Source organism: Nitrospirillum guaranorum, assembly GCF_034653275.1.
Taxonomy (GTDB): Bacteria; Pseudomonadota; Alphaproteobacteria; order Azospirillales; family Azospirillaceae; genus Nitrospirillum.
On sequence record NZ_JAYEES010000001.1, the window covers coordinates 22,809 to 44,705 of the forward strand.

Below are 21,897 nucleotides of genomic sequence, written 5' to 3' on the forward strand. Positions count from 1 at the left end.
GCCTACCCCCCGACGACCACGATGCGGCCGGTATTGGAGAGGGTGTCGATATGGGCACCAGCCGCCAAGAGGATGCCCCGGGTGTTCCCGGATAGCGTGCCGCTGTTGCTCAGGCTTCCCACCGATCCGGTGCCGGCCAGATAAATGGCGCTCTTCGCGCCGCTGATCGTGCTGCTGTTGCTGAGGCTGGCCAGCGTGCCGCCGATGTAGTCGTTGCCGATGGTCAGCAGCAGATTGTTGCCGATCGTGCTGGTGGCGCTGGTAAGGCTGGTCAGGGTGCCGATGGAAACGGTGGCACCGGCCAGCGACAGGCTGGCCCCGCCGATCAGGGTCGAGACGCCGGCCAGGTAGTTGCCGGTGCTGGAGAAGGTGGACAGCACCGTGCCGCCGGACAGGGTGGCGTCGCCGCTGGCGATCAGGCCCCCCTGGGTGGGGGCGATCACCAGGGTGCCACCCGTCTGGCTGTAGGCGCCGGTGATACTGACGATGGTGTTGAGCACCAGCGACGCGCCACTGTTCACCACTGTGTGGCCGGTCGCGTCGATGTCGTCGTTCAACAGCAGGTTGCCGCCGCCCAGGGTCAGGTTGGCCAGCGTGCTGGTGATCGTGCCCTGGTTGCCGGACACGCCGGTGAAGCTGCCGACGGCGGTGCCCGCGCCACCGAACAGGGTGACGGCGTCGCCGCCGTTCAGCAGCAGATTGCCCTGGATCAGGCCGGTGTTGACCAGCGAAACCAGGGTGTTGCCGGTGGCGACCTCCAGGGCGTTGCCGCTGGACACGATAGTGCCGGAGTTCGCCAGTGTGGTCAGGGTGACGTAGCCGCCGGATTGCGACGTGCCGGCCAGGTACAGGCCGCGAATACCGCCAGTGATCGTGCCCCCGTTGATGAGGGTGCCGCCGCCGCTGGTGTATTTCAGGGCGGTCGCGCCCTGGATGGAACCGCTGTTGGTGACGGTGAGGTTGCCGGAGGCGCTGGTCATCACGACGGAAGTGGTGCCGGCGGTGATGGTCTGATCGGCCGCCGCCGCCGCCCGGGGCGTGCCCAGGGCGACACCCATCGCCAACAGGGAAGAACCGGCCAGCAGCGCCTTCGTGGCAGTCACACGCTTCATCGTCGTCCCCAATCCCACGCCGAATTTCCAGGCGCGCCGGGGATGGGAAACACGCTGAGCGGATGGACGGCGGCCTGTTTTCGGCCCACCCTTCCGATCCGCCTCACATACCCCACCCGGTGCACCGACACCCGGCCCCCAAAAGCCCAGTGTCCAGCGGGCACACCTAGCCAAAAGATGGTGCCCCCCACCCGTTCTGCGGGAGGCATCGTTGCCTGTCAATCACGTGATTACGCGTTACCGGGCATAGTCCCGAGGATGAATGATAATTACCAAGCGTCGGTGTTTTCTTACCCTTTGCCATCGTATAAGTGGTGCTAAAGCGCGCGATTTCACGCCGGTCGTTTCTGCGTGAAACGCTGCGGAAATGGCGGTTTCGGCTAGCCTGCGGCGGTTTACGCCCCGCCTTAACCAACATTATTTGCGTTACTGCGAACTATAGGTGGCGGTGGACGATGGAACCGAGCACATCCTATCCGAAAGTATAGCACGATTCCCGAGCAGCGGGCCGCCGGCTCCCTCCCACTAAGACATGGGCGACCGTGCGGGCTGGTCGAGGGGAATGTGGAACGTGAAAAGCCGGCGCCAGGACGGAATGGGCATCGTCCGGCCAGGTCGGCCGGACGCCGTGCCCCGCCGGATGGTTAAAAAGGGAAACCGCTGGGCTGGGACCGTCAGCGCCAGGCGTAATTGAAGCTGAGGGAGATGCGTTCCTCATCCGCGCGGTTCAACGCCACCTCGTGCCGCAGCCAGCTTTCCCACATCAGCAGGGTGCCCTCCTGCGGGGCCACGGCGATGGTGGGCTGTGAAGCCCGGTCGGCCTTGGCCTTGCGCGGCGGGGCCGCCATCATGAAGGGCAGGCGCGGATCCTCGAACTTCAGGACCGACGCCCCGGCCGGCACCCGCACATAATAGGTGCCGCTGATGACGCTGTTGGGATGGATGTGCGACCCGTGGAAGCCGCCCGGATCCAGCACGTTGATCCACAGGCTGTCCAATTCCAGCTTGCGTCCGCCCAGGTCCCAGTCCTGCACCTTGGCGAAGGCCTTGGCGTGGCGGTCCAGCTGGGCCTTCAGCTTCTTCAGGATGGGAAAACGCCAGATGAGATCGTCCAGCGAGGCGTAGCTGGTATAGCCGGTGTAGCCGTGCTTGTCCGACCAGCGCCGCCCCGCGCCGTCATCTTCCGCCGCCGTCAGGCAGCAGGCCGCCACCTCTTCATTCAGGGGCAGCATCTCCGCCAGCTCGGCCCGGTAGACGCGGGTGACGAACAGGGTGTCGACTTGCGCATCGGACGGGGTGGCGGCGCGCGGGGATGTGGGGGTGTCGTCGGTCATGCCCTGGGCTTTAACCGGGCGGCGTGGTGGCGTCAATCGCGCCAGGAGAAAAGACCTGCACCTTTCCGGCGCCGTCCCCTATCCCCACGCATTCCAGGTCAACCCGCCTAGGCCGAAAACAGTAGGCTGCGGGCCCCGGTCGTTTGGGTATAAAGGAACCCCCTGGGGGCGTTCGCCCTTATCACCAGGCATGTCCCAGATCGAAGATCGGCCCAGCCGCCCGCCCCGCAAGCGGGGGCCCGGGACCGGCACCGCCCACGGAACGCGCACCCATGCAGTTGGCCACCGACGCTCCACCGCCGGACGTCCGCAAGGACGATCCCCATGCCGGCATCGGCTTCACCGAATTCGTCCTGATGGTCTCGGCCATGATGGCGATGAACGCGCTGGGCACCGACAGCATGCTGCCGGCGCTGGGCGAGATCGGCCGCTCGCTGGGCGTGACGGAGGAGCCGCGCTGGCAGTGGATCGTCACCGCCTTCCTGCTGGGCTTCGGCGGGGCGCAAATCCTGTATGGCCCCATCTCCGACCGCTATGGCCGCCGGCCCATCCTGCTGTGGGGCATCGTCTTCTATGCCCTGGGAAACCTGGCGGCCGCCCTGGCCCCGACGTTCGAGCTGCTGCTGGCCGTGCGCGTGGTTCAGGGCATCGCCGTCGCCTCCACCCGCATCGTCGTCGTGTCCGTGGTGCGCGACTGCTACGCCGGGCGGCAGATGGCGCGTGTCATGTCGCTGGCCTTCATGATCCTGCTGGCCGTGCCCATCCTGGCGCCCAGCCTGGGGCAGCTGATCATGCTGGTGGCGCCGTGGCGGGTCATTTTCGCCTGCCTGGCCGCCTATGCCCTGGCCGTCGCCCTCTGGCTGTGGCGCCGGCTGCCGGAGACGCTGCACCCGGAATACCGCCGGCCCATCGACGTGCCCACCATCCTGTCCGCCGCCCGGCAGACGGTGACGGACCGCCAGGCCATCGGCTACACCCTGGCGCAGACCCTTATGGTCAGCGCCATCTTCGCCTATCTCAACAGCATGCCGCCCATCTTCGACGAGGTGTTCAAGGCGCCGCAGCTGTTCCCGCTGATCTTCGCCCTGACCGGCATGTCGCTGGCCGTGTCCGCGCTGCTGAACGCCCGCATCGTCGTCCGGCTGGGCACGCGGCGCCTGTCGCACGGCGCGCTATTGGGCTTCATCCTGTTCACCGGCATCCACACCCTTATTGCCCGGCATGGGGAAAGCCTGCCGGTCTTCACCGTGCTGCAGGCCCTGACCATGTTCTGCTTCGGCCTGGCGGCCAGCAACTTCGGCGCCATGGCCATGGAGCCGGTGGGCGCCATCGCCGGCACCGCCGCCTCGGTCCAGGGGTTCATCAGCACCGTGCTGGGCGCGCTGGTGGGCTTTGCCATCAGCCAGCACTTCGACGGCACCACCCTGCCGCTGGTGGGCGGGTTCCTGGGCTGCGGCGTCGGCGCGCTGGCAATCGTGCTGGTGACCGAACGCTTCCAGCTGTTCCACCCGCGCATGGGGAAGTGAGCGGCGCCCGGCGTTTTCAGGGAATTACTTGTGGTCCGGCTTGGCTTCGGCCAGGGGCTGGCCGTCGTGCAGGTAGGGCGGCGCCTCGATCAGCACGAAGACGATGCGGCAGGGCGTGGTGGCGCTGGGGTTGCGCCACAGGTGCATGGTGCCGCGCTGGATGATGATGCCGCCGGCGCCGATGATCTTCCTGACCCCGTCATCAAGCTCCAGCTCCACCTCGCCCGACAGGACGATGCCGTAATCGATGCTGTTGGTGCGATGCATGGGCGAGGCGCCACCCGGCAGCATGTCCACCACCCGGATAACGGAGCCGTGGTCCAGGGTCAGGCCGGCGTCGCGCAGGCGGCCGTCCGTCTCGTCATTGTTGTCGGCCGGGACGGTGGGCGTGGTCCAGATCAGGGTGAAGGCGGCATCGCCCGAGGGGATGCGCCGGGTGGGGAATTCATCGTCCGACGTGAAGATGGCCCGCGCGCCAGCGTCGTGCCCCGTCACCACGCGACGGACGGCGGGCAGCCCTGAATCACTGGTCATGGCGTCAAGCTTTCTGCAGGGGATCAGATGTCGGCCAGCAGCGCCGTCTGCGCCTTGGCCATCATGGCGCCCATGATTTCGGGCGAGACGTGGTCCTGCTGCGCCTTGCCGATGGCGACACTGCTTTCCACCACCAGGCGGCAGCGTTCGAAGCGCCGGTCGGTGAAGGCCTGGAAGGCGGCGGTCAGGTCGTCATGACGCCCCAGTTCCTCCACCAGGACCAGCGCGTCCTCCACCGCGATGCCGGCGCCGGACGCCAGGTGCGGGGTGGTGGCGTGGGCGGCGTCGCCGATCAGGATGCTGCGGCCCTTGAACCACTGGTGACGGGGCAGCAGCACGGCCTCCAGCGGGCGGACGTTGACCCAGGAGTCCGCGGTCAAATTCTCACGCAGGGTGGCCACCGGGCCGCCGAAGGGCGCCAGCAACTGGGCCAGCCGCTGGTAGGCCGTGGCCTCGTCCACCCGGCGCATATCGGGCACGTTTTCCAGCAGCCACAGGTACATCAGGTCCTGGCTGACCGGCACCAGGCCGCAGGTCACCGGCGCCCCGACGAAGAAGTGCGAGCGGTCGATCTCCGGCGGGCGCCTGGCCACCACACGCCAGCAATACTGGCCGGTGTAGGCGGGCTTGGGCGCGTCGGGGAACAGGAAGGCCCGTGCCTTGGAAAAGGCGCCGTCGGCCGCCACCACGAACTCATAGGCGCCAGCGCTGCCGTCGCTGAAGCGCACGTCCACCTGGTCGCCGGCGTCGGTCCAGTCGGTGGCGGTCAGGCCCAGGCTGACCCGTACCCCCGCCTCACGCGTCAGCCGGGACAGCAGGGCGTGCAGGTCGGGTCGCATGATGCCGCCGGACACCGGCAGGTCGGGCTGGATGGGCCGGTCCTGCAGGTCGGCCACGGCCCTGCCGTTGGGCGCGCACAGGCGCCCACCCTCCGTCACATGGAAGCCCTGGACCTTCAGGTCGTCCAGGATGCCCAGGGTGCGGAAGGCGCGGTAGGTCGGCCCCGTGACGGTGATGCCAGCGCCATAGACGCGCCAGTTGGGGTCGGCCTCCACCACATGCACGGGCCACCCGGCACGGCTGGCCAGGATGGCGAAGGACATGCCGCCGATACCGCCGCCCAGCACAAGGATGGGGGCGCGGTCCGCGCGCGGTGAGGACTGAGGCATCGCCAACTTCTCCCGTTTCTTCCCTAGCGCGCCCTCTCAAAAGGGGCACGTCACGGGCGATCCTAGGAGCCGCTCAGCTATTGTTAAAATCGATTTGGAAGATATCTTGGCAGCTGTCGGACAGATGGGTCACCGGCGCAGCCGTTGCCGGCCGGGCTAATCCGCCGCCAGCACCTCACGCACCACCGTCTGCAGCTGCCGGCCGAACACCGGCTTGTACAGGATGGCGGCCGGATGGTCCTGGTTCATGCGCTCCAGCATCGCCGGCTCGCGCGAGGCGGTGATGAAAATGACTTTCGAGCCAACGGACTCATGGATGGCAAGGGCCGCGTCCACACCGTCGCCCACGCCCTTCAGGCGCATGTCCATCAGCACCAGGCGGGGCCGTTGGGCCTTGGCCAGGGCGATGGCGTCGGCGGCGGTCGCGGCGGTGCCGCACACGATCAGCCCCATGTCCTCGATCTGGATGCTGAGGGTTTGGGCGATCAGGAATTCGTCATCCACCACCAGGACGCAGTCTTGGAGCCCATCGCTCATGACGCCGCCAACCCGACGGGAGAGCCCGCCATACCCACCGCCGGTGTCGGCAGGATGATTTCCGCCCGTGTGCCCTTGTCGAACCGCATCGTGATCGTTCCGTCCAGTTGCGCCACCAAGCCCTTTACGATGGTGCTGCCCAGGCCGCGCCTGTAGCCGCCCGCATCCCCTTCCTCCACCGGTGAGGGGGCCGAAATGCCGTCGCCGTCATCCGCCACCACCAGCAGCACGCCCCCCTCCTCGCGGCGGCGCATCACCATTGTGATGGTGCCGCGCCCATCCGGGAAGGCATGTTTCAGCGAATTGGTGATCAATTCGGTCACCAGCAAGCCCAGGGGGATGGCGAAATCCAAATTGACCGTCAGCGGGCAGATGTCGATGTCCAGTTCCACTCCATCGTCTGCGCCCGACAGCAGGATGTTGCGGGCGAGTTCGTCGAGGAAGGGCGCGATGTCGAAGTTCTCCAGATCGGGGGAGGCCATCAGCTGCTGATGCACCAGGCCCAGGGCATAGACCCGGCTGCGCAGCCCCATCAGCGCCTGGCGCTCATCCGTATCCTTCAGCTGCAGGCCCTGCATCATCACCAGGCCGTCAATGATCTGCAGGTTGTTCTTCACCCGGTGATAGACCTCGCGCAACAACAGGTCGCGCTGCTTCAGGGCGGCGGTGCGCTCGGCCACCACCAATTCAAGGTCCGCCTTGGCCTCGCGCAGCGCCGCCTCCGCCTCCGCCCGTTCGGTGACGTCGATCAACACCCCGGTGGCGCGGGTCGGTGCCCAGGTGACGGGATCGCGCGCCACGATGGCGCTGCGATGGGATAGCCAGATCCAGCCCCCGCCCCCATCCCCCGCGCCCCCGTCCGCCCCGCCCGGGTCGTCGGCGGCCCGCCGCACCCGGTACTGCATCTGCACCAGTTCCGCCGCGCCGGTCTGCAGCAGCCTCAGCCCGGCCGCGCGCTCCGCCCGGTCGTCGGGGTGGATCCAGTCGGCCCAGGCGGCGTATTCCGGGCCGGACAGGGGGAACCAAGTCTCGGCCGGCAGTGTTCCGCCCGTCACCTCTGCCGTACGCCGGTCCACCCAGCCCAGGCCCCGCGCCAAATCCAGTTCCCAGATGCCCAGCTTGGCGCCCTCCGCCGCCAGGCGCAGGCGCGTCTCGCTTTCCCTCAGGGCCAGGGCCGTCTTGTGCATGGTGTCGACATCCTCGACCACCGCCAGCAGCAGGGGCGGCAGCCGGGCGCCGGCCTTGCGCATCCCTGCCCCACGCACCAGCGTCGCGGACACGCGGCCCCACACGGGAGTGCCATCCTGGCGCCGGAAGCGCAGTTCGCGGACATAGATGCTGGCCTCGCCCGCCAGCAAGCGCGCCAACTCCCGCCCCTCCGCCGTCCGATCCTCCCCCCACAGCAGATCGGGCCATTCCATGCGACCAGCCAGGTCGGCCCGGTTATAGCCTAGCATGCGGGCGAAGGCGTTATTCGCCCGCAACAGCAGCCCGGTTTCGGGATTGACCTGCACCTTGCCCACCGCCGCCGCCTCGAAGCTGGCGCGGTATTCCGCCTCGCTGCCGGCCAGGGCCTCCAGCGCCGCCGCCCGTTCGGCCAGGGCCTCCGTCAGCTGGGCGTTGGCCGCGCGCAGTTCGTCCGTCCGCTCGGCCACCCTGCGCTCCAACTCGGAATTGGCGGCCAGGACCTTGGCCTCGCTTTCCCGCAGCAGGGCGGCGGTGCGCTCCTGCTCTTCGACGGTGCGGGTCAGGTCGGCATTCAACCGGGCCAGCTGCGCCGGGCTGGGCAGGGCCAGCACACGGGGCACCAGGGGCCACAGCATGGCCGCGGTGGCCACCGACAGCAGCGCCGTGACCAGCTTCACCATCCCCTCCACCCCATAGGCCGGCATCCACAGGGTCAGGATGGACAGCATGTGGGTCAGGCCGCAGGCCAGGATGAAGGCCACGAACAAATGCCCCACCCAGCGGTAGGCCAAATCGTTACGCTTTCGTACGAACCAAGCCAGTGCCAGGGGTATGGAGAAGTAGGACAGGCCGATGACAGCGTCGGAACCGGCGTGCAACCAGATGAGGCCCGGCAGCCAACTGAGGCAGAAGCCATGCGGCGTGAGGCCGGATGGATCCAGCAACCAGTCCGTCAAACTCATAAGCGCCCTCCGCGGCAAGGATACCGCGCAAGGTTTCAGGGTCCCGACCCCTAAACCTTAGCGGGTGCCTAGACGGTGGCGCCGGGCAGTACGTCCGTCAAGTCGCGCGTTCGATTAGATTGGCCAAGTCCTGCACGTAGAGCGTGAGGTTCACGACACCGGGGCCGCCATCGGCTGGCGTCAGCTGGCGGCCTCGCCAGCGGCCTCCGTCACCTCGCGCCGGACCAACTTGTCCAGCAGGGGGAACTGGGGGTCGCCCAGCCACGCGCGCACGGCGGCCACATCGGCCAAGGCGTGCAGGGCGGCCGTCGCCTGTTCCGGCCGGCCGACCTTGACGGCGATGCCGCCCAGGGCATGCACGCTCTCGAACGCGTGCTCATCCGGCACGTCGTCGCCGATGAAGATGGGCCGGCGGCCCTTGAACGGTTCCACGGTCATGAAGCGATAGACGGCATCCCCCTTGAGGGCCGCCGCCGGCAGCAATTCCACGCCCACATTGCCCTCGACCACGCGATAACCCTCGGGCAGGCCGGGCAGCGCCGCCTTGGCCAGCCGGGTGATATGGTCCAGGGACTGCGGGTGCGGCCCGGTGTGGATGGCCAGCACTGGGCCCTTGCGCTCGATGACGATGTTGGGCGCGTGGCCCAGTTCGGCCTCGGCCCGTTCCGCCAGGGCGGCCAGGGCCGGGGGCTCCTCCGCCGCCACCGCCGGCTCGTCCGGCGACAGCCGCAGCTCAATGCCGAACAAACCGCCGGCGCGCAGCACCATGGGTTGGAACAGCGTGTCGATGGACGCCAGCGACCGGCCGCTGATCACCGCCACCGCCCCACCCAACTGGCGGTCCAGGTTGGACAGCAGGGTGCGCAGCTCATCATCCACCACCACGCCGGTGGGGTCCTTGTGGTGTTCCAGCAGCGTTCCGTCGATATCCAGGAATAGGGCCCAGCGATCCCCGGCGGCGGGCGCCAGGGCCGGGGAGGGCATCGCTTCAGAAATGGCTCGGCTCAACGCTTTTTCCTTTCCCCATGCTGACCAGGCGCACGACGTTGCGGCCCAGGGGCGTGCGGCCCAAGGCGGTGCGACCGAGTGCCCCGCGCGCCGACTGCTGCCGGGCCAGGCGGGCCGTGACATTGGCGGTGTGGTGGCGTTTGCGCAGGCGGGCGCCGTCCAGCAGCATGTTGCCCGCCCAACGGTAGATGTTGTTTTCCCGCACCGTCTCGCGCATGCGGCGCATCCGCTCGCGCTGTTCCTCTGGCGACATGGTCAGGCCGCGCAGCAGCGCGTCGGCCGTGCCGCAGGTGTCGTACGGGTTGATGATGATGCTTTCCGGCAGTTCCTTGGCGGCACCGGCGAAGCTGCTGAGCAGCAGCACGCCCTGCTCATCCTCGCGCGCCGCCACGAACTCCTTGGCCACCAGGTTCATGCCGTCGTGCAGGCTGGTGACCATGCACAGGTCGGCGGCCCGCAGCAGGCCGTAAACCTCATCCTTGCCGTAGGATTCGTTCAGCAGGTGGATGGGCTGGTAGCCCTCATGGCCGTACCGGGCGTTCAGCTCGTCCACATAGTCCAGGCACTCGCGCTGGCACTGTTGATAGGCCGGCAGGGCGGTGCGGCTGGGGGCGGCCACCTGCAGCACCACCATGCGGCCGATCCATTCCGGGTGGCGCTTGAACAGCTCCTCCACCGCGCGGAAGCGGTCGATGATGCCCTTGGTGTAGTCGAAGCGCTCCACCCCCACGCACAGCTTCATATCCGGCGCCAGGTTGAAGCGGTCGAAAAGGGCGCGGCGGCAAGCCGGCACCGGCGGCTGGCGCGACAGCGAGGCCGGCGGCCATTCGATGGAGATGGGATGGGCATGCACATGGGTGGTATGGCCGCCGAAGGTGACGGCCGACGAGTCCCGTTCGATCCGGCTTTCCAGGAAGCGGTCCACCGTCTCGATGAAGTTGTTGCAGTAATACTGGGTATGGAAGCCCATGACCGAGCTGCCCAGCATGCCGTCCAGGATGCGTTCCCGCCACGGGCAGATGCCGAAGATCTCGGCATTGGGCCACGGGATGTGCCAGAAGGTGATGATGACGGCGTCGGGCAGCCGCTCGCGGATCATGCGGGGCAGCAGGGCGAAGTGATAGTCCTGGATCAGGACCACCGGACGCTCATCCCGCGCCTCCTCCACCACCACGTCGGCGAAACGCTGGTTCACCGCCTCGTACACCTCCCAATCCTCGGCGTTGAAGCTGGGCCGGGTGAAGGCCACGTGGCACAGGGGCCAGAGGCCATCGTTGGAGAAGCCGTAGTAATAGTGCTTCTCCTCGCGCTCGCTCAGCCAGACGCGGCGCAGGGTGTAGCTGGGATTGTCGGGCGGCACGGCGATACGGTCGTCCGCGTCCACGGTCAGATGATCGGCCGAGCCGCTGCCATGCGCGATCCAGGTGCCGGCGCAGGTGCGCATGACAGGATCCAGCGCCGCCACCAAGCCCCCTGCCGGCGCCCGCAGCTTGACCGCCCCGCCCTCTTCCAGGTCATGGATGAAAGGCTCGCGGTTGGAGACGACGATGACCTGCGCCCCCGTCAGCTCCGTCTTCAGCAGGTGGCGCAGCGTGTCCGGCGTCCAGGTGCCCAGCCGGTCGGTGGCCACCCCCTCGCCCTTGGTGGACCGCAGGGCACGCTGGGCCGCGGCGTGGGCGTCGCGGGCACCGACCACGGGCGAGGGCGCCCGCGACCCTTCGGCCAGGATCTGGCGCCGCGTTTCGTCGTAGCTGGGAATGGCCACCTCCGCCATCGGCGCATGGCGGTTGCGGCCCCAGCGCAGCAGCAGCGCGGTGGAAAGGACAAGGGCCGCAACGGACAAGAGTAGGCTGGCCCCCACCAGGTAGACGGCCGCGGAGTCCTGCGACAGCAGCGCGCCCAGATCGATGTCCATCATGGTGATACACCCATACCTATCGGTTAAGAAAGCTATGACCTGGTGTTATGATTGTGACAATCAGGTCATATATCGCGCAGATCGAACAGATATAGCCGTAATGGCGTTTTCTATTGGTCCACAGCTCAGTATTCATATAGGAATTCTAGAGGTGAGATTGTGTTCCAAAAAAGGCAACCGGGGCGGAAGCGGGACGGAAAATCCGCATAGGCAGCGTACGACCGTGGCGGGGCCCCGCCGGTTCCTTGGTCCCATCGCCTTAGGCCTATCGGCCCTTACGAGCGGACGATGAGAGGCACCAGGCCTTCCTCGTGGTCGGAGATGGAGGCGATGACCTGCCCCCCATGCGCTGGAAGAAAAGGTCGACGGTGTGTTCCCCCACCGTCACGCGGCGCACGGTCAGTTGATCGATACCGATGGGCAGCTTGGGACGGTTGACGTGGATTTCACCCCGCCAGCCGTCGATCTCGATGCCCAGGCAGGCTTGCAACAGCATGAAGACGGAACCGGCGGCCCAGGCCTGGGGCACGCAGGCCACCGGATAGGCGATGGGCGTCTCCCCCTGTTCACGCGGGAAGCCGCAGAACAGCTCGGGCAGGCGCATGCCGAAGCGCACCGCCGCCTCGAAGGTGTCGCTCATCAGCTTCACCACCCCCCCGCGCACGCCGTAGCGCGCCAGGCCGGCGGCGCAGATGGCGGTGTCGTGCGGCCAGACGGACCCGTTGTGGTAGGACATGGGGTTGAAGCAGACCTCGGTGTCCGCCAGCGTGCGGATGCCCCAGCCGGTGTGGAAGGCGCCGGCCAGCAACTGGTCCGCCACGCGGTGCGCCCGTTCCGGCGAGGGCAGGCCCACGAACAGCAGGTGTCCAACGTTGGAGGCGCGCACGCGGCAGGGCTTGCCCTTCCCGTCCAGCGCCAGGGCGTAGAAGCCCATGTCGTCCATCCAGAAATGGGTTTCCACCGCCTGGCGCAGCGCCTCCGCCCGATGCTGCCAATAGGCGGCCTGCGCGTCCTCCCCCCGCCGCTTGGCCAGGCGGGCGAGGCCGCAATAGGCGGCATAGACGTAGCCCTGGACCTCGACCAGGGCGATGGGCCCCTCCGGCAGGCTGCCATCGGCGTGCTGGATGCTGTCGAAGCTGTCCTTCCAGCCCTGGTTGGCCAGGCCGGATTCCTCGGCGCGCTGGTAATCGACGAAGCCGTCGCCGTTCTGGTCACCCGCCCCCTCCATCCAGGAGGCGGCGGCGCAGAGCGAGGGCCACAGCTGGTCGATGAAGGCCATATCGCCGGTGCGGTCGGCATAGACCGAGGCCAGGTAGATGTAGAGCGGGGTGGTATCGACGCTGCCGTAATAGCGGCCGAAGGGCAGCTCGCGCAGCACCGCCATCTCCCCCTTGCGCGTCTCGTGCAGGATCTTGCCTGGCTGTGCGTCGCTGAAGGGTGCCGTTTCGGTGGCCTGATGGGTGGCCAGGAAGGCCAGCACCCCCCGCGCCAAGCGGGGGTTCAGCCACATCATCTGCAGGGCGGAGATGATGCCGTCGCGGCCGAAGGCGGTGGAGAACCAGGGGATGCCGGCATAGGGGTAGGGACCGGTCACCAGTTCCGTCGTCAGCAGGGCGGTGTCCGCCTGGGCGCGCGCCAGCCAGTCGTTGAACACCCGGCCGGAGCTGTAGACGCTGGCGCCGCGGCGGCGCTTGGTGCGCATCTCCAGCCGCGCCCGCACGGCGGCGGCACGGAAGCGCACACGGCTGGGCGTATCCGTGCGCTCGGTCCCCACCTCGATGTACAGGACATGGTCGCGGCGCTTGGGCAGGTTGATGTTGAACACGGCGCGATCGCCCTGCAACCGGTCGGGCGCCTGGCTGAAGGACAAGGTGGACTGGCGGGTCACCTGGTCCAGGCCCTCGTAGCTCAGCGTCACGCCGTCACCGGACAACTGGGCCTCATGCGTGCGGCCGCGCAGCTGGCGGGTGGAGCCCCGCACCTCGAACATGTCGCGGAAGTCGGCGGCGAAATTGAAGGTCAGCGGCACGACGATGTCGCTGCTGCCGAAATTGGACAGGGTCACCCGCTCATACAGCCGGTTCTGCCACAGGATGCGGGTGCGCTCGATGTGGATGACACCCCACAGGGTCATGCCGCCGCCGGGGGCGGGCATGGGCACGTTGGTGCTGTTGGCCGTGAACAAGATGTTGTCCTCGCTGAGCGAGGCGCCCAGCAGCGACGGTTCCTTGTCACCAATGCGCAGCTGATAGCGGGACAGGATGCGGGTGTCGTCCACGAACAGGCCGTCGCCTTGGCCCTGGATGTCGCCATGGGCGTCGGCCACGACGAAGCAATCGCCATGCTTCAGCGCGAACAGCTTGAAGGTCTCGCGCGGGCCGCTGCCGTCGGGGCCGGCCAGGCCGATGGCCGGGTCCAACTGTCGTTCGTCGAGGGCTGCCATGGGGGTCTGGTCTCGCGGGGCCGATGGGATCAGGGCGACGGGGCGGCGACGGCACGGTCGCCGGGCAGGCCGGCGGCCCCGCCGCCCTTCAGCAAGGCCTCATAGGCGGCGACGTAGTTGCGCGCCATGGCCGCCACGGAAAAGCGCCGCTCGAACACCTCGCGGATGCGGGCGCGGTCCAGGGCCCGCACCTTCTCAACGGCGTCCACGGCGTCGGCGATGGTATCAACGACGAAACCGGTCACGCCCTGGTCGACGATCTCGGGCATGGCGCCGTTGTTCCAGGCGATGACCGGCGTGCCGCAAGCAAAGGCCTCGATCACCACCAGGCCGAAGGGCTCCGGCCAGTCGATGGGCATCAGCAGGGCGGCGGCGTCGCCCAGGAAATCGGGCTTTCCGGCGTCGTCGATCTCACCGACATGCTGAATGGCGCGGCCGTCGATGCGCGGTTCGACGTGTTCCTTGAAATAGGGGCCGTCGTCGTCCCCCACCTTGGCCGCCATCTTCAGCGGCAGGCCGGACTTCTCCGCGATCTCGATGGCGCGGTCCGGCCGCTTGTCGCGGGAAAACCGGCCCAGGAAGGCCAGGTAGTTGCCGGTGCCGCCCGGCCGGCCTGCCGGCGGGCGGTACAGGTCCAGCGGCAGGCCGTGATAGACGGTGGCCAGCCAATTGGCATCCGCCAGGGGCCGCCGCTGCCGGTCCGAGATGGAGATCATGGGGTAGCGCGGCCAAAGCCCGTAGGACGGCGCGAGGTCGACATAGTCCAGGCGCCCGTGCGGCGTGGTCACCGTGCGCTGCGCGCATTCCTTGAAGAACGGGAAGTGCATGAAATGGCTGAGATGGAAGTGCAGCACATCGAACTCGTCCGCGCGGGCCCGCACCTGTTCCAGCATGGCCAGGTGGGCCGCCACCGGCGACTTCAACGGCGCGTCATCCAGCCACAGCGCCTTGGGCCGCATGGGCACGAGCCTGGCCTTGGTCTGGGAAGCCCCGCTGGCGAACAGGGTCACGTCATGACCCAGGCCTACCAACTCATCCGTGAGATAAGATATAACTCTTTCAGTACCACCATAGTATGTTGGCGGCACCGTCTCATACAGCGGGGCGATTTGCGCAATCTTCATCGACGGTAATTCCCTAAATCGATGATGGAAATTGGCGCGCACACCCATGAGTATTGATGGTGCGCCGCCAAAGGGACCGGCGCAACCGTATCATCGGTTGGTGGTAGCAACCATAATTCTTAATGAATAGGGCATGGGGGCGAGGCCGCCGCCCGAATTTGACACGCCGCCGCCCCCTGGGCCTTTCGGTCTAGACCTGATGCGGAATCAGGCGGCGGGCTTGGCCTTGGGCGCATAGCGCTGGCGGATGGTCTCATCGGCGCCGGGGCCGGCCGCCAGGCGGAAATCGCGGCTGGTGGCGGGCTTGCCACTCACCCGGTCCACCAGCACCATATCGGCGGGCTGGCCCGTCTGGGTGTCGACTAGTTGCACGGTGGGCCCCTCGGGCGCGAAGTGGCGGTTGCCCCAGGCCAGCAGGGCCAGCATGACCTCGCGGAAATCGCGGCCCCGCTCGGTCAGCACATACTCGTACCGGGGCGGGCGTTCGCTGTACTGCCGCTTTTCCATCAGCCCGGCCTCGACCAGGGCGGTCAGGCGACGGGTCAGCATGTTGGGGGCGATATCCAGGCTTTTCTGGAACTGGTCGAAGCGCGTCATGCCATGGAAGGCGTCGCGCAGGATCAGGATGCTCCACCACTCCCCCACCCGTTCCAGGCTGCGGGCGATGGGGCAGGTCAGGTCCTCGAAACTTTTACGCTGCATGTCGGTCACACCAGGGGTGGCGGATCACGCGTCCGCAACTTTCATGGTGCAAGTGTAGGGCCGCCGCAGTGGGCTGCGCAAGGGCTTACCGGGGCGGTCCTTTGTCAGAACCGGTGTAGCGCCATCATTTCCAGTAGGCTTTATATGCATCATAGGATGAGAAAAAGGTCTCGTAGTCCGGATAGGGGATGCCCAGTACGGTTACCTCTATGCCTTCCATCATGCTGCGGAGGTCTTCGATGCCGACCCCCGCACACTCGATGGCACCAAAATCCTCCAAATGTGCGGTGAGCGGTGGAGTAACCGTTCGCTCCAGGTAAACCTCGTCCACGAGGAATGCGTGACGCTGCGGATCGTAGTCAGACGTCGGTTCAAATTTCCCCGACGCCACCCCCATCGGCGGATCGGTCGCATCAAGGATGGAATATCCGATCACAACACCATTTTGCAGGATTGAGACCTTCATATTCTAATCCGCCTCTTAGAAGTGCCGCCCCTGAAACCAGCGGAACAGGGCCTGCAGGCCGGTGTACAGACGTCCGGCGCCGATGGCGTCCATCCAATCCTGCCAGGCCTGCACCCAGCCGGACAGCCGGTCGGTCACCGGGTTGATGGGTAGGCCGTTGACCCAATCGCCCAGCGGATGGGCGCCCAGCGCCAGCGCCACCAGCGTGGCCGCCGCCAGGGACAGGGCCACGGACCGCAGGCGGGAGGGGGCCGCCCCCTCGATCACCTCGACCGGGTTGTAGCGGGGGCGCACGGGCGGGGGCAAGGGCGCCACCTCGGCGGGGGCTGACAGGCGGCGGGTCGGGATGGCGTTCATGTCGCGGCCCCCCTCAGAACTGGAAGTAGATGAAGGGGGCGACGCCCTCGGGCGCGCAAGCTTGGATCAGCACCACGGCCAGGCCGACGGCGGCGCCCATGGCGGGGCCCAGGAACCCGGCCGGCAGGCGGCGCACCCCATCCTCGATGCGCGCCAGGCGGTCGGCGGGCAGGAACTGGCTGGCCAGGGTGCCGGCGATCAGCAGCAGGGTCAGGGGCGTGGCGGCGGTGGGCAGCACCTGCCAGCGGCCGAAGCCCGCCAGGAAGTGGCCCGCCACCTCCAGCGTGGGCGAGCGGAAGAAGATCCAGGTGAAGCAGACGAAGTGGAAGGTGGCGACGATGGCCAGCGCCCGCCGCCAGCCGCGCAGGGGCGGCGCCTCCCATTCCCCGATGGTGATGGCGCGCAGGCGGTTCACCAGGTGCTCCACCACCAGCATGCCACCGTGCAGCGCGCCCCAGATGACGAAGGTCCAGTTGGCGCCGTGCCACAGGCCACCCAGCAGCATGGTGATCATCAGGTTGCGGCAATGCCGCCAGGTGCCACCCCGGTTGCCGCCCAGGGGGATGTAGAGATAGTCGCGCAGCCAGGACGACAGCGAGATGTGCCAGCGCCGCCAGAATTCCCGCAGGGAACCCGACCGGTAGGGCTGGTCGAAGTTCTGCGGGAAGCGGAAGCCCAGCAGCGCCGCCAGGCCGATGGCGATGTCGGTGTAGGCGCTGAAGTCGCAATAGATCTGCATGGCGTAGCCGTAGGCCGCCAGCAGCAGATCCAAGGCGCCATAGCGGTCCGGGTCCATGAACACGGCGTCGACCAGGTCGGTCGCCAGGTAGTTGGCCACCACCACCTTCTTGAACAGCCCGCCCATGATCAGCAGGTAGGCGCGGGTGGCGCGGATATCGTCCGGATCCGGCCGCTCCCCGATCTGGGGCAGGAAGTGGGAGGCGCGGACGATGGGGCCCGCCACCAGCTGCGGAAAGAAGGAGATGTAGAGCACCAGGTGCATCAGGCCGGCTGGCCGCCGCAGGGTGCCGCGGTACAGGTCCACCAGGTAGGAGATGCCGTGGAAGGTGAAGAAGGAGATGCCGACCGGCACCACCATGTCCAGGAAGCCCAGCCGCACCGGAAGGCCCAGCAGGGTGGCGGTGTCGTTCACGGCGTGGCTGGTGAAGTCGGCGTACTTGAAGAAGGCCAACACGCCCAGGTTCACGGCCACGGCCAGGGACACCGCCAGCTTGCGCCGGGCCGGCCCCTCCTGGCGCACGATGGCGTGCCCGGCCAGGTAGTTGAACAGCGTGCTGCCGCCCAGCAGGAACAGGTAGCGCCAATCCCACCAGCCGTAGAACACGTAGCTGGCGGCCGACAGGAAGGCGATGCGCCCCTGCGGAAACCGCGCCAGCGCCCAGGCGGCGGCGAAGACGATCAGGAAAAACAGGCCGAAGTTCAGCGTGGGGAACAGCATGGGGCGTCCCTCACCGGCCGGCCAAGGCAGCGGCGGTCGCATCGGAGCGCCCGGCCACCACCGGGCGCGGCGGCATGGCCCCCGGCTGGATATAGCCCTGGTACTGGTCCATCAGCCAGGCGAAGAAGGCGTTGGCCGTCAGGGTGTAGCCTTCCGGCGTCAGGTGCACGTGGTCGGCCCGGGCCAGGGGCACGGCCTGGCGCACCCAGCGGTCCATGCCGCAGGCGCCCGGCATCAGCTGCGACCAATCCCAGAACACATAGTCACCGGATTTGGCGCCCTGGGCCTGCAGGGCCCGCACCCGGCCCAGCATGGCGGGCGTGTACCAGGCGCACTTGGCGGGGGGCGGGGCCGTGTCCTGGCAGGGGAACACGGCGTCCTTGTCCGCCACCTTCTTGCAGGCCGGGGCCTCCGCCTGGCCGTCCAGGGGGCCCAGGACGACCACCGCCACCGGCCCGGCGTTCAGCCGGCGCAGGGCCGCCTTGAAGCGTTCCTGATAGGCGGCCAGGTCCAAGTCGCGGTCGAAGCCCTCATTGGTGCCATAGGCCAGGATGACCAGGTCCGGCTTGCGCTTGGCCAGTTCCAGCGCGACCGTCTCGGGGTTCCAGCGATCCATGGTGGTCAGCCGGGCACCGACCACGCCCGCGCTGTCGAACACGACGCCCGGCTTGGCCCGGTCCAGCGACCAGCCGGCGATGTCCACCGGCCGGGCGTCGGCCGCGACCAGCTTCAGCTGCTGCGCCTGTCCCGCCGTGGGCAGGGTGATCCAGTCGGCCTGGCCGGCGGGCCCCTGCGTGGGGATCTGCTTCACCACCCGGTCGTCGATCAGCACCAGCAGGTCGCCGCCGCCCGGCTGCCGCACCACGGTGACGCCGGCGATGTCGAAGCCCAAGCCATCCTTGGGTGTGATGGCGATGGCCGCCCCGCGCGCGCGGCTGCGGGCGACGAAGCCGGTCATGCCCCAGCCCGGCGACGGGGTGTCGCTGAGGCTGTTGAAATACTGCCATTTGCCTTCCTGGGTCACCGCCACATCGGCGCGGCGCGACCCGATGTAGGGCTTGCCCGCCGGCATGTACCCCGGCCCGGCGGAGCCGAAGCGTTCCTGCAGGGCGTCGCGCAGGCGGGTGGTGAAGACGCCGCCGGCGGTGTGGCTGTCACCCAATTGCAGGATGTCGACCGTGCCGCCGTGCCCAGCCTCGATGGCCGCCAGCCGCTGAAACAGGCGTTCAAAACCCGGATTGCCATCATAGGACGAGGGCACGCGGGCCGGCGGCGCCAACGGCACGGTTCCCGTGGCCGCGACCTGCGTGGCCCCCTTGGGCACGGTGGCGGCCGAAGGACCGGCGGGGGTGCCGCTGCACGCCGCCAGGGCGGCGAGCATCAGGCTGAGGGACGCAAGACGGCGGCGCATGGAGGTCAGAGCTGCCGCGCGGGGGTGGCCATTAACGCGCGGCCGCGCGAGCCGATGGAGGAACCGGCCGCGGCGCCCGTGGCGGCGCCGGGTTGCTGGTTGATGGGCTGGCTGGCCGGCAGGTCGGCGGGTACGGGCTTGGCAACGGGGGCGTCGGACGGGGTGGTGGTGACGGCCGCCGGCGTGACCGCCGCGGGCACCGCCGGGGCGTTCGCCGGAACCGGGGCCGGGGCGGGGGCCGAGGCTGGAGCCACCGGGGCGGGGGCCGGCGGGGCGGCGGACGCGGCCTTGACCGCCGGCTTGGCGGCCGGCGCCCCGGCCAGCTGCAACCGGGTCAGCACCTTGCCCGCCACCAGTTGATAGCCGTAGCCGGTGAAGTGGATGCCGTCGTCGGACCGCAGCTGCTGGCTTTTCTGGCGGCTGTCGTCGATGCGCGCCATGAAATTGCCGTCGGCGTCCAGATAATCCTGGTACAGCGGCAGGAAGACCGCGCCGTACTTGCCGGCTTCCGTCTCATAGAGGCCGGTCATGAACTTGGCGTCGTCGTTCGTCTCCGGCTTGCGCATGACGGGCAGGCCCACCCACACGGTGGTGACATGGTGTTCCTTCAGCGTCTGCAGCAGCCAGTCGATGCGCTGCGTGTAGACGTTGGTCCAGCCCGGCGACTTGAACAGGTAGCCCTTGCGGTTCTCGTCCCGCACGCCCTGCATGTCATTGGCGCCGAACATGATGACGGCATAGCCGCCCTCCCCCGCCTCATCGATCTGGCGGGCGGTTTCCGTCTGCCAGTTGGCATAGTCGGGCCGGGTCAGGCCGGCCCCCAGCTGGGAATGGCGCATCAGCCGTGTCTGCGGCTGGGATTTCAGCCGTTCGTACAACCCGCTCCACACCCCATCGGCCAGGGAATCGCCATAGACGGAAATGGTGACGCCGGCCGGGGTGGCGGGCAGTTGAGAAACCGTCGCCGGCGGGGCCACCGGCTCGGCACAGGCGATGGCTGCGGACAAACCGAAAAATGCACTAAAAACAATAACCAACCGGCGGTTCATCGAGGGCCCCTGACTGCCGAACCTAATCAATCCCATTGGGTGGCGCGGGCGGCGTCAATACAGCCGCCCGCACCGTCATACCGGGAGTCCCGGCGCCTGTCACGCGCCGGCTGGGGATAGCTCCAACGCCTAGGAATCACGCCGTCAGGAACAGGGCCTTTTCCTTCTGCCGGCGGGCGGCGAGCCCCGGCAGCGTGACCAGCTGCCCGTTCACCGTCGCCTTGTCCCAGACCAGGAACTGCTGGGCGGCGCCGGCATAATCGCCCTGGTTCAGCAGGCGCAGCAATGTGGACTGGGTCAGGGCGCCGACACCCAGGTTGAACGCGAAATCCGTCAGGGCGGCGTACTGGTTGTCGGTCAGGGGCACCGTCACCGCCTTGCTCACCCCGTTGCCGGCGGTGGCCAAATCCTGGGCCAGCAGCTCCTGGGCCTGGTCCTGCGTGATGGTCATGCCCGGCGTGACGTCGGGGCCGGTGTGGCCATACCCGATGGTCAGGCGGCCGGCGGGGCAGAGGTAGGCGATCAGTCGCAGCCCCTCGGACTGTTCGGTCAAGGCGATACCCGCGGCGTTCACGGTCCTGGTCATTCCCTCTCATCCCCGCGCTGAGAAATACAATTCAGGCTTGCCCTTATAGCCCAGCCCCGCACGTCACCCCACCGGAAAGCCGAGCCCACGGGCGTCAATTTGCCTAAACGGTTGCAAATCTCCGCCTTTAGACCGCCATCCTTTGGGCGCATTGGGCGGAGAGTATCGGTACCGTATTATCAGTCCCTTAAGGTCCCGGCCGCCCCGTCCGGCGCGGGCGGGTTACCCCCGAGAGGACCGGCCTTCAGAGAAAGGGCTCACACCATGTTCCGTCTGCGCCTGCCCCGCCTTCACCGCGCCCTTCCGGGTCGTGCCCTCGGGGGTCGTGCCTACATGGCCGCGGCGATGTTCGCCGCCCTGGTGGCTTTGCCCGTCGCGGCCAAGGCGGAATATGCCTACACCTCCAGCGGCACCATCCTGCGCGCTGGCCCGGGCGGCGGTTATCCGGCCATCGCCAGCCTGCCGCCCGGGGTTTCGCTGAACGTCTACGGCTGCCTGGCCGGCTGGTCGTGGTGCGACGTCGACTTCCAGGGCTATCGCGGCTGGCTCTATGGCGGCAGCCTGATGTATCCCTACCAGGGTCAGCGGGTGTACCTGCCCCAATACGGCGGCGTGATCGGCCTGCCCATCATCACCTTCTCGTTCAACGACTACTGGGGCCGCTATTATCGTGACCGGCCGTGGTTCGCCGACCGTCACCGGTGGGAGCGCCTGCCCCCGCCCCGGCCCATCTATCACCCCGGCCATGACTTCCGCCCCGGTCCGGGACCCGGCCGGCCCGGTTGGGACCGGTGGGACCACGACCATCGTCCGGGTCCCGGCCCGGGCCGGCCCGGCCCCGGGCCCGGCGATCATCACGACGGCCCCGGCCCGGGCCGTCCTGGTCCCGGTCCCGGCGGCGACCATCATGGTGGTCCGGGGGGCGGTCCAGGTGGCGACCACCGGGGCGGCGACCACCACGGCGGCGATCACCGGGGCGACGGGGATCACGGTCCCCATCGTTGATGGATCG

General features: G+C 68.1%; 19 protein-coding genes. 2 read left to right on the forward strand and 17 right to left on the reverse strand.

The genetic code is table 11. The features are described from left to right. Positions 1-2: 2 nt before the first annotated feature. Together UAJ10_RS00010 and UAJ10_RS00015 are read right to left on the reverse strand one after the other, a co-directional pair. The gene (locus tag UAJ10_RS00010; RefSeq protein WP_322913055.1) at positions 3-1,112 is read right to left on the reverse strand and encodes a beta strand repeat-containing protein; all 1,110 of its coding nucleotides are present in this window, start codon (positions 1,110-1,112) and stop codon (positions 3-5) included. A 674-nt stretch (positions 1,113-1,786) separates the two neighbouring features. Next, positions 1,787-2,446, reverse strand: a complete 660-nt coding sequence (locus UAJ10_RS00015; protein ID WP_322913057.1) for a TIGR02466 family protein — start codon at positions 2,444-2,446, stop codon at positions 1,787-1,789. Between the two features lie 272 nt (positions 2,447-2,718). Here UAJ10_RS00015 and UAJ10_RS00020 point away from each other — a divergent pair, with 272 nt between their 5' ends. Beyond that, positions 2,719-3,972, forward strand: a complete 1,254-nt coding sequence (locus tag UAJ10_RS00020) for a multidrug effflux MFS transporter (RefSeq protein ID WP_322913059.1) — start codon at positions 2,719-2,721, stop codon at positions 3,970-3,972. Positions 3,973-3,996: 24 nt separating this feature from the next. Here UAJ10_RS00020 and UAJ10_RS00025 read toward each other — a convergent pair whose 3' ends face one another. From UAJ10_RS00025 to UAJ10_RS00095, 15 genes are all read right to left on the reverse strand, one after another. Further along, entirely contained in the window at positions 3,997-4,506 is a 510-nt protein-coding gene (locus UAJ10_RS00025; RefSeq protein WP_322913061.1) for a cupin domain-containing protein, read from the reverse strand. A 23-nt stretch (positions 4,507-4,529) separates the two neighbouring features. Then, positions 4,530-5,675, reverse strand: coding sequence for an FAD-dependent monooxygenase (locus UAJ10_RS00030; RefSeq protein ID WP_322913063.1), 1,146 nt, complete (start codon positions 5,673-5,675; stop codon positions 4,530-4,532). 156 nt (positions 5,676-5,831) lie between these two features. Then, positions 5,832-6,212 (reverse strand): response regulator, encoded by a 381-nt coding sequence (locus tag UAJ10_RS00035; RefSeq protein ID WP_322913065.1) that lies wholly within the window; start codon positions 6,210-6,212, stop codon positions 5,832-5,834. Beyond that, on the reverse strand, positions 6,209-8,362 hold the full coding sequence (locus UAJ10_RS00040) for a sensor histidine kinase (RefSeq protein WP_322913067.1): 2,154 nt from the start codon (positions 8,360-8,362) through the stop codon (positions 6,209-6,211). Before UAJ10_RS00040 ends, UAJ10_RS00035 begins: the two co-directional genes overlap by 4 nt. Positions 8,363-8,542: 180 nt before the next feature. Next, a complete protein-coding gene (otsB, locus tag UAJ10_RS00045) occupies positions 8,543-9,370 on the reverse strand; it encodes a trehalose-phosphatase (protein WP_322913069.1) in 828 nt (275 codons plus the stop codon). Then, complete coding sequence (locus UAJ10_RS00050; protein ID WP_322913071.1) at positions 9,351-11,288, reverse strand: alpha,alpha-trehalose-phosphate synthase (UDP-forming); 1,938 nt, start codon at positions 11,286-11,288, stop codon at positions 9,351-9,353. The genes otsB and UAJ10_RS00050 overlap by 20 nt, the downstream gene beginning before the upstream one ends. 265 nt (positions 11,289-11,553) lie before the next feature. Continuing rightward, the gene (locus UAJ10_RS00055) at positions 11,554-13,731 is read right to left on the reverse strand and encodes an amylo-alpha-1,6-glucosidase (protein WP_322913073.1); all 2,178 of its coding nucleotides are present in this window, start codon (positions 13,729-13,731) and stop codon (positions 11,554-11,556) included. Between the two features lie 29 nt (positions 13,732-13,760). Then, positions 13,761-14,855, reverse strand: a complete 1,095-nt coding sequence (locus UAJ10_RS00060; RefSeq protein WP_322913074.1) for a glycosyltransferase family 4 protein — start codon at positions 14,853-14,855, stop codon at positions 13,761-13,763. A gap of 207 nt (positions 14,856-15,062) precedes the next feature. Next, positions 15,063-15,557, reverse strand: a complete 495-nt coding sequence (locus UAJ10_RS00065) for a winged helix-turn-helix transcriptional regulator (RefSeq protein WP_322913076.1) — start codon at positions 15,555-15,557, stop codon at positions 15,063-15,065. 124 nt (positions 15,558-15,681) lie between these two features. Beyond that, positions 15,682-16,023, reverse strand: coding sequence for a hypothetical protein (locus tag UAJ10_RS00070; protein WP_322913078.1), 342 nt, complete (start codon positions 16,021-16,023; stop codon positions 15,682-15,684). Between the two features lie 15 nt (positions 16,024-16,038). Beyond that, positions 16,039-16,380 (reverse strand): hypothetical protein, encoded by a 342-nt coding sequence (locus tag UAJ10_RS00075; RefSeq protein ID WP_322913080.1) that lies wholly within the window; start codon positions 16,378-16,380, stop codon positions 16,039-16,041. Positions 16,381-16,393: 13 nt separating this feature from the next. Next, complete coding sequence (locus tag UAJ10_RS00080; protein ID WP_322913082.1) at positions 16,394-17,839, reverse strand: MBOAT family O-acyltransferase; 1,446 nt, start codon at positions 17,837-17,839, stop codon at positions 16,394-16,396. 10 nt (positions 17,840-17,849) lie between these two features. Continuing rightward, complete coding sequence (locus UAJ10_RS00085) at positions 17,850-19,250, reverse strand: GDSL-type esterase/lipase family protein (RefSeq protein WP_322913084.1); 1,401 nt, start codon at positions 19,248-19,250, stop codon at positions 17,850-17,852. A 5-nt stretch (positions 19,251-19,255) separates the two neighbouring features. Continuing rightward, positions 19,256-20,257, reverse strand: a complete 1,002-nt coding sequence (locus tag UAJ10_RS00090; RefSeq protein WP_322913086.1) for an SGNH/GDSL hydrolase family protein — start codon at positions 20,255-20,257, stop codon at positions 19,256-19,258. Between the two features lie 178 nt (positions 20,258-20,435). Continuing rightward, complete coding sequence (locus UAJ10_RS00095) at positions 20,436-20,885, reverse strand: lysozyme (protein WP_322913087.1); 450 nt, start codon at positions 20,883-20,885, stop codon at positions 20,436-20,438. A 333-nt stretch (positions 20,886-21,218) separates the two neighbouring features. Here UAJ10_RS00095 and UAJ10_RS00100 point away from each other — a divergent pair, with 333 nt between their 5' ends. Then, a complete protein-coding gene (locus tag UAJ10_RS00100) occupies positions 21,219-21,890 on the forward strand; it encodes an SH3 domain-containing protein (RefSeq protein ID WP_322913089.1) in 672 nt (223 codons plus the stop codon). Positions 21,891-21,897: the final 7 nt, after the last annotated feature.

Excerpts from the sequence above, each read along its gene's own strand:
- UAJ10_RS00030 (WP_322913063.1), bottom strand. The coding sequence starts at position 5,675 with ATGCCTCAGTCCTCACCGCGCGCGGACCGCGCCCCCATCCTTGTGCTG.
- UAJ10_RS00025 (WP_322913061.1), bottom strand. The coding sequence starts at position 4,506 with ATGACCAGTGATTCAGGGCTGCCCGCCGTCCGTCGCGTGGTGACGGGG.
- UAJ10_RS00035 (WP_322913065.1), bottom strand. The coding sequence starts at position 6,212 with ATGAGCGATGGGCTCCAAGACTGCGTCCTGGTGGTGGATGACGAATTC.
- UAJ10_RS00070 (WP_322913078.1), bottom strand. The coding sequence starts at position 16,023 with ATGAAGGTCTCAATCCTGCAAAATGGTGTTGTGATCGGATATTCCATC.
- UAJ10_RS00060 (WP_322913074.1), bottom strand. The coding sequence starts at position 14,855 with ATGAAGATTGCGCAAATCGCCCCGCTGTATGAGACGGTGCCGCCAACA.
- UAJ10_RS00075 (WP_322913080.1), bottom strand. The coding sequence starts at position 16,380 with ATGAACGCCATCCCGACCCGCCGCCTGTCAGCCCCCGCCGAGGTGGCG.
- UAJ10_RS00080 (WP_322913082.1), bottom strand. The coding sequence starts at position 17,839 with ATGCTGTTCCCCACGCTGAACTTCGGCCTGTTTTTCCTGATCGTCTTC.
- UAJ10_RS00095 (WP_322913087.1), bottom strand. The coding sequence starts at position 20,885 with ATGACCAGGACCGTGAACGCCGCGGGTATCGCCTTGACCGAACAGTCC.
- UAJ10_RS00100 (WP_322913089.1), top strand. The coding sequence starts at position 21,219 with ATGGCCGCGGCGATGTTCGCCGCCCTGGTGGCTTTGCCCGTCGCGGCC.
- UAJ10_RS00055 (WP_322913073.1), bottom strand. The coding sequence starts at position 13,731 with ATGGCAGCCCTCGACGAACGACAGTTGGACCCGGCCATCGGCCTGGCC.
- UAJ10_RS00085 (WP_322913084.1), bottom strand. The coding sequence starts at position 19,250 with ATGCGCCGCCGTCTTGCGTCCCTCAGCCTGATGCTCGCCGCCCTGGCG.
- UAJ10_RS00040 (WP_322913067.1), bottom strand. The coding sequence starts at position 8,362 with ATGAGTTTGACGGACTGGTTGCTGGATCCATCCGGCCTCACGCCGCAT.
- UAJ10_RS00020 (WP_322913059.1), top strand. The coding sequence starts at position 2,719 with ATGCAGTTGGCCACCGACGCTCCACCGCCGGACGTCCGCAAGGACGAT.
- UAJ10_RS00050 (WP_322913071.1), bottom strand. The coding sequence starts at position 11,288 with ATGATGGACATCGATCTGGGCGCGCTGCTGTCGCAGGACTCCGCGGCC.
- UAJ10_RS00010 (WP_322913055.1), bottom strand. The coding sequence starts at position 1,112 with ATGAAGCGTGTGACTGCCACGAAGGCGCTGCTGGCCGGTTCTTCCCTG.
- UAJ10_RS00015 (WP_322913057.1), bottom strand. The coding sequence starts at position 2,446 with ATGACCGACGACACCCCCACATCCCCGCGCGCCGCCACCCCGTCCGAT.
- UAJ10_RS00065 (WP_322913076.1), bottom strand. The coding sequence starts at position 15,557 with ATGCAGCGTAAAAGTTTCGAGGACCTGACCTGCCCCATCGCCCGCAGC.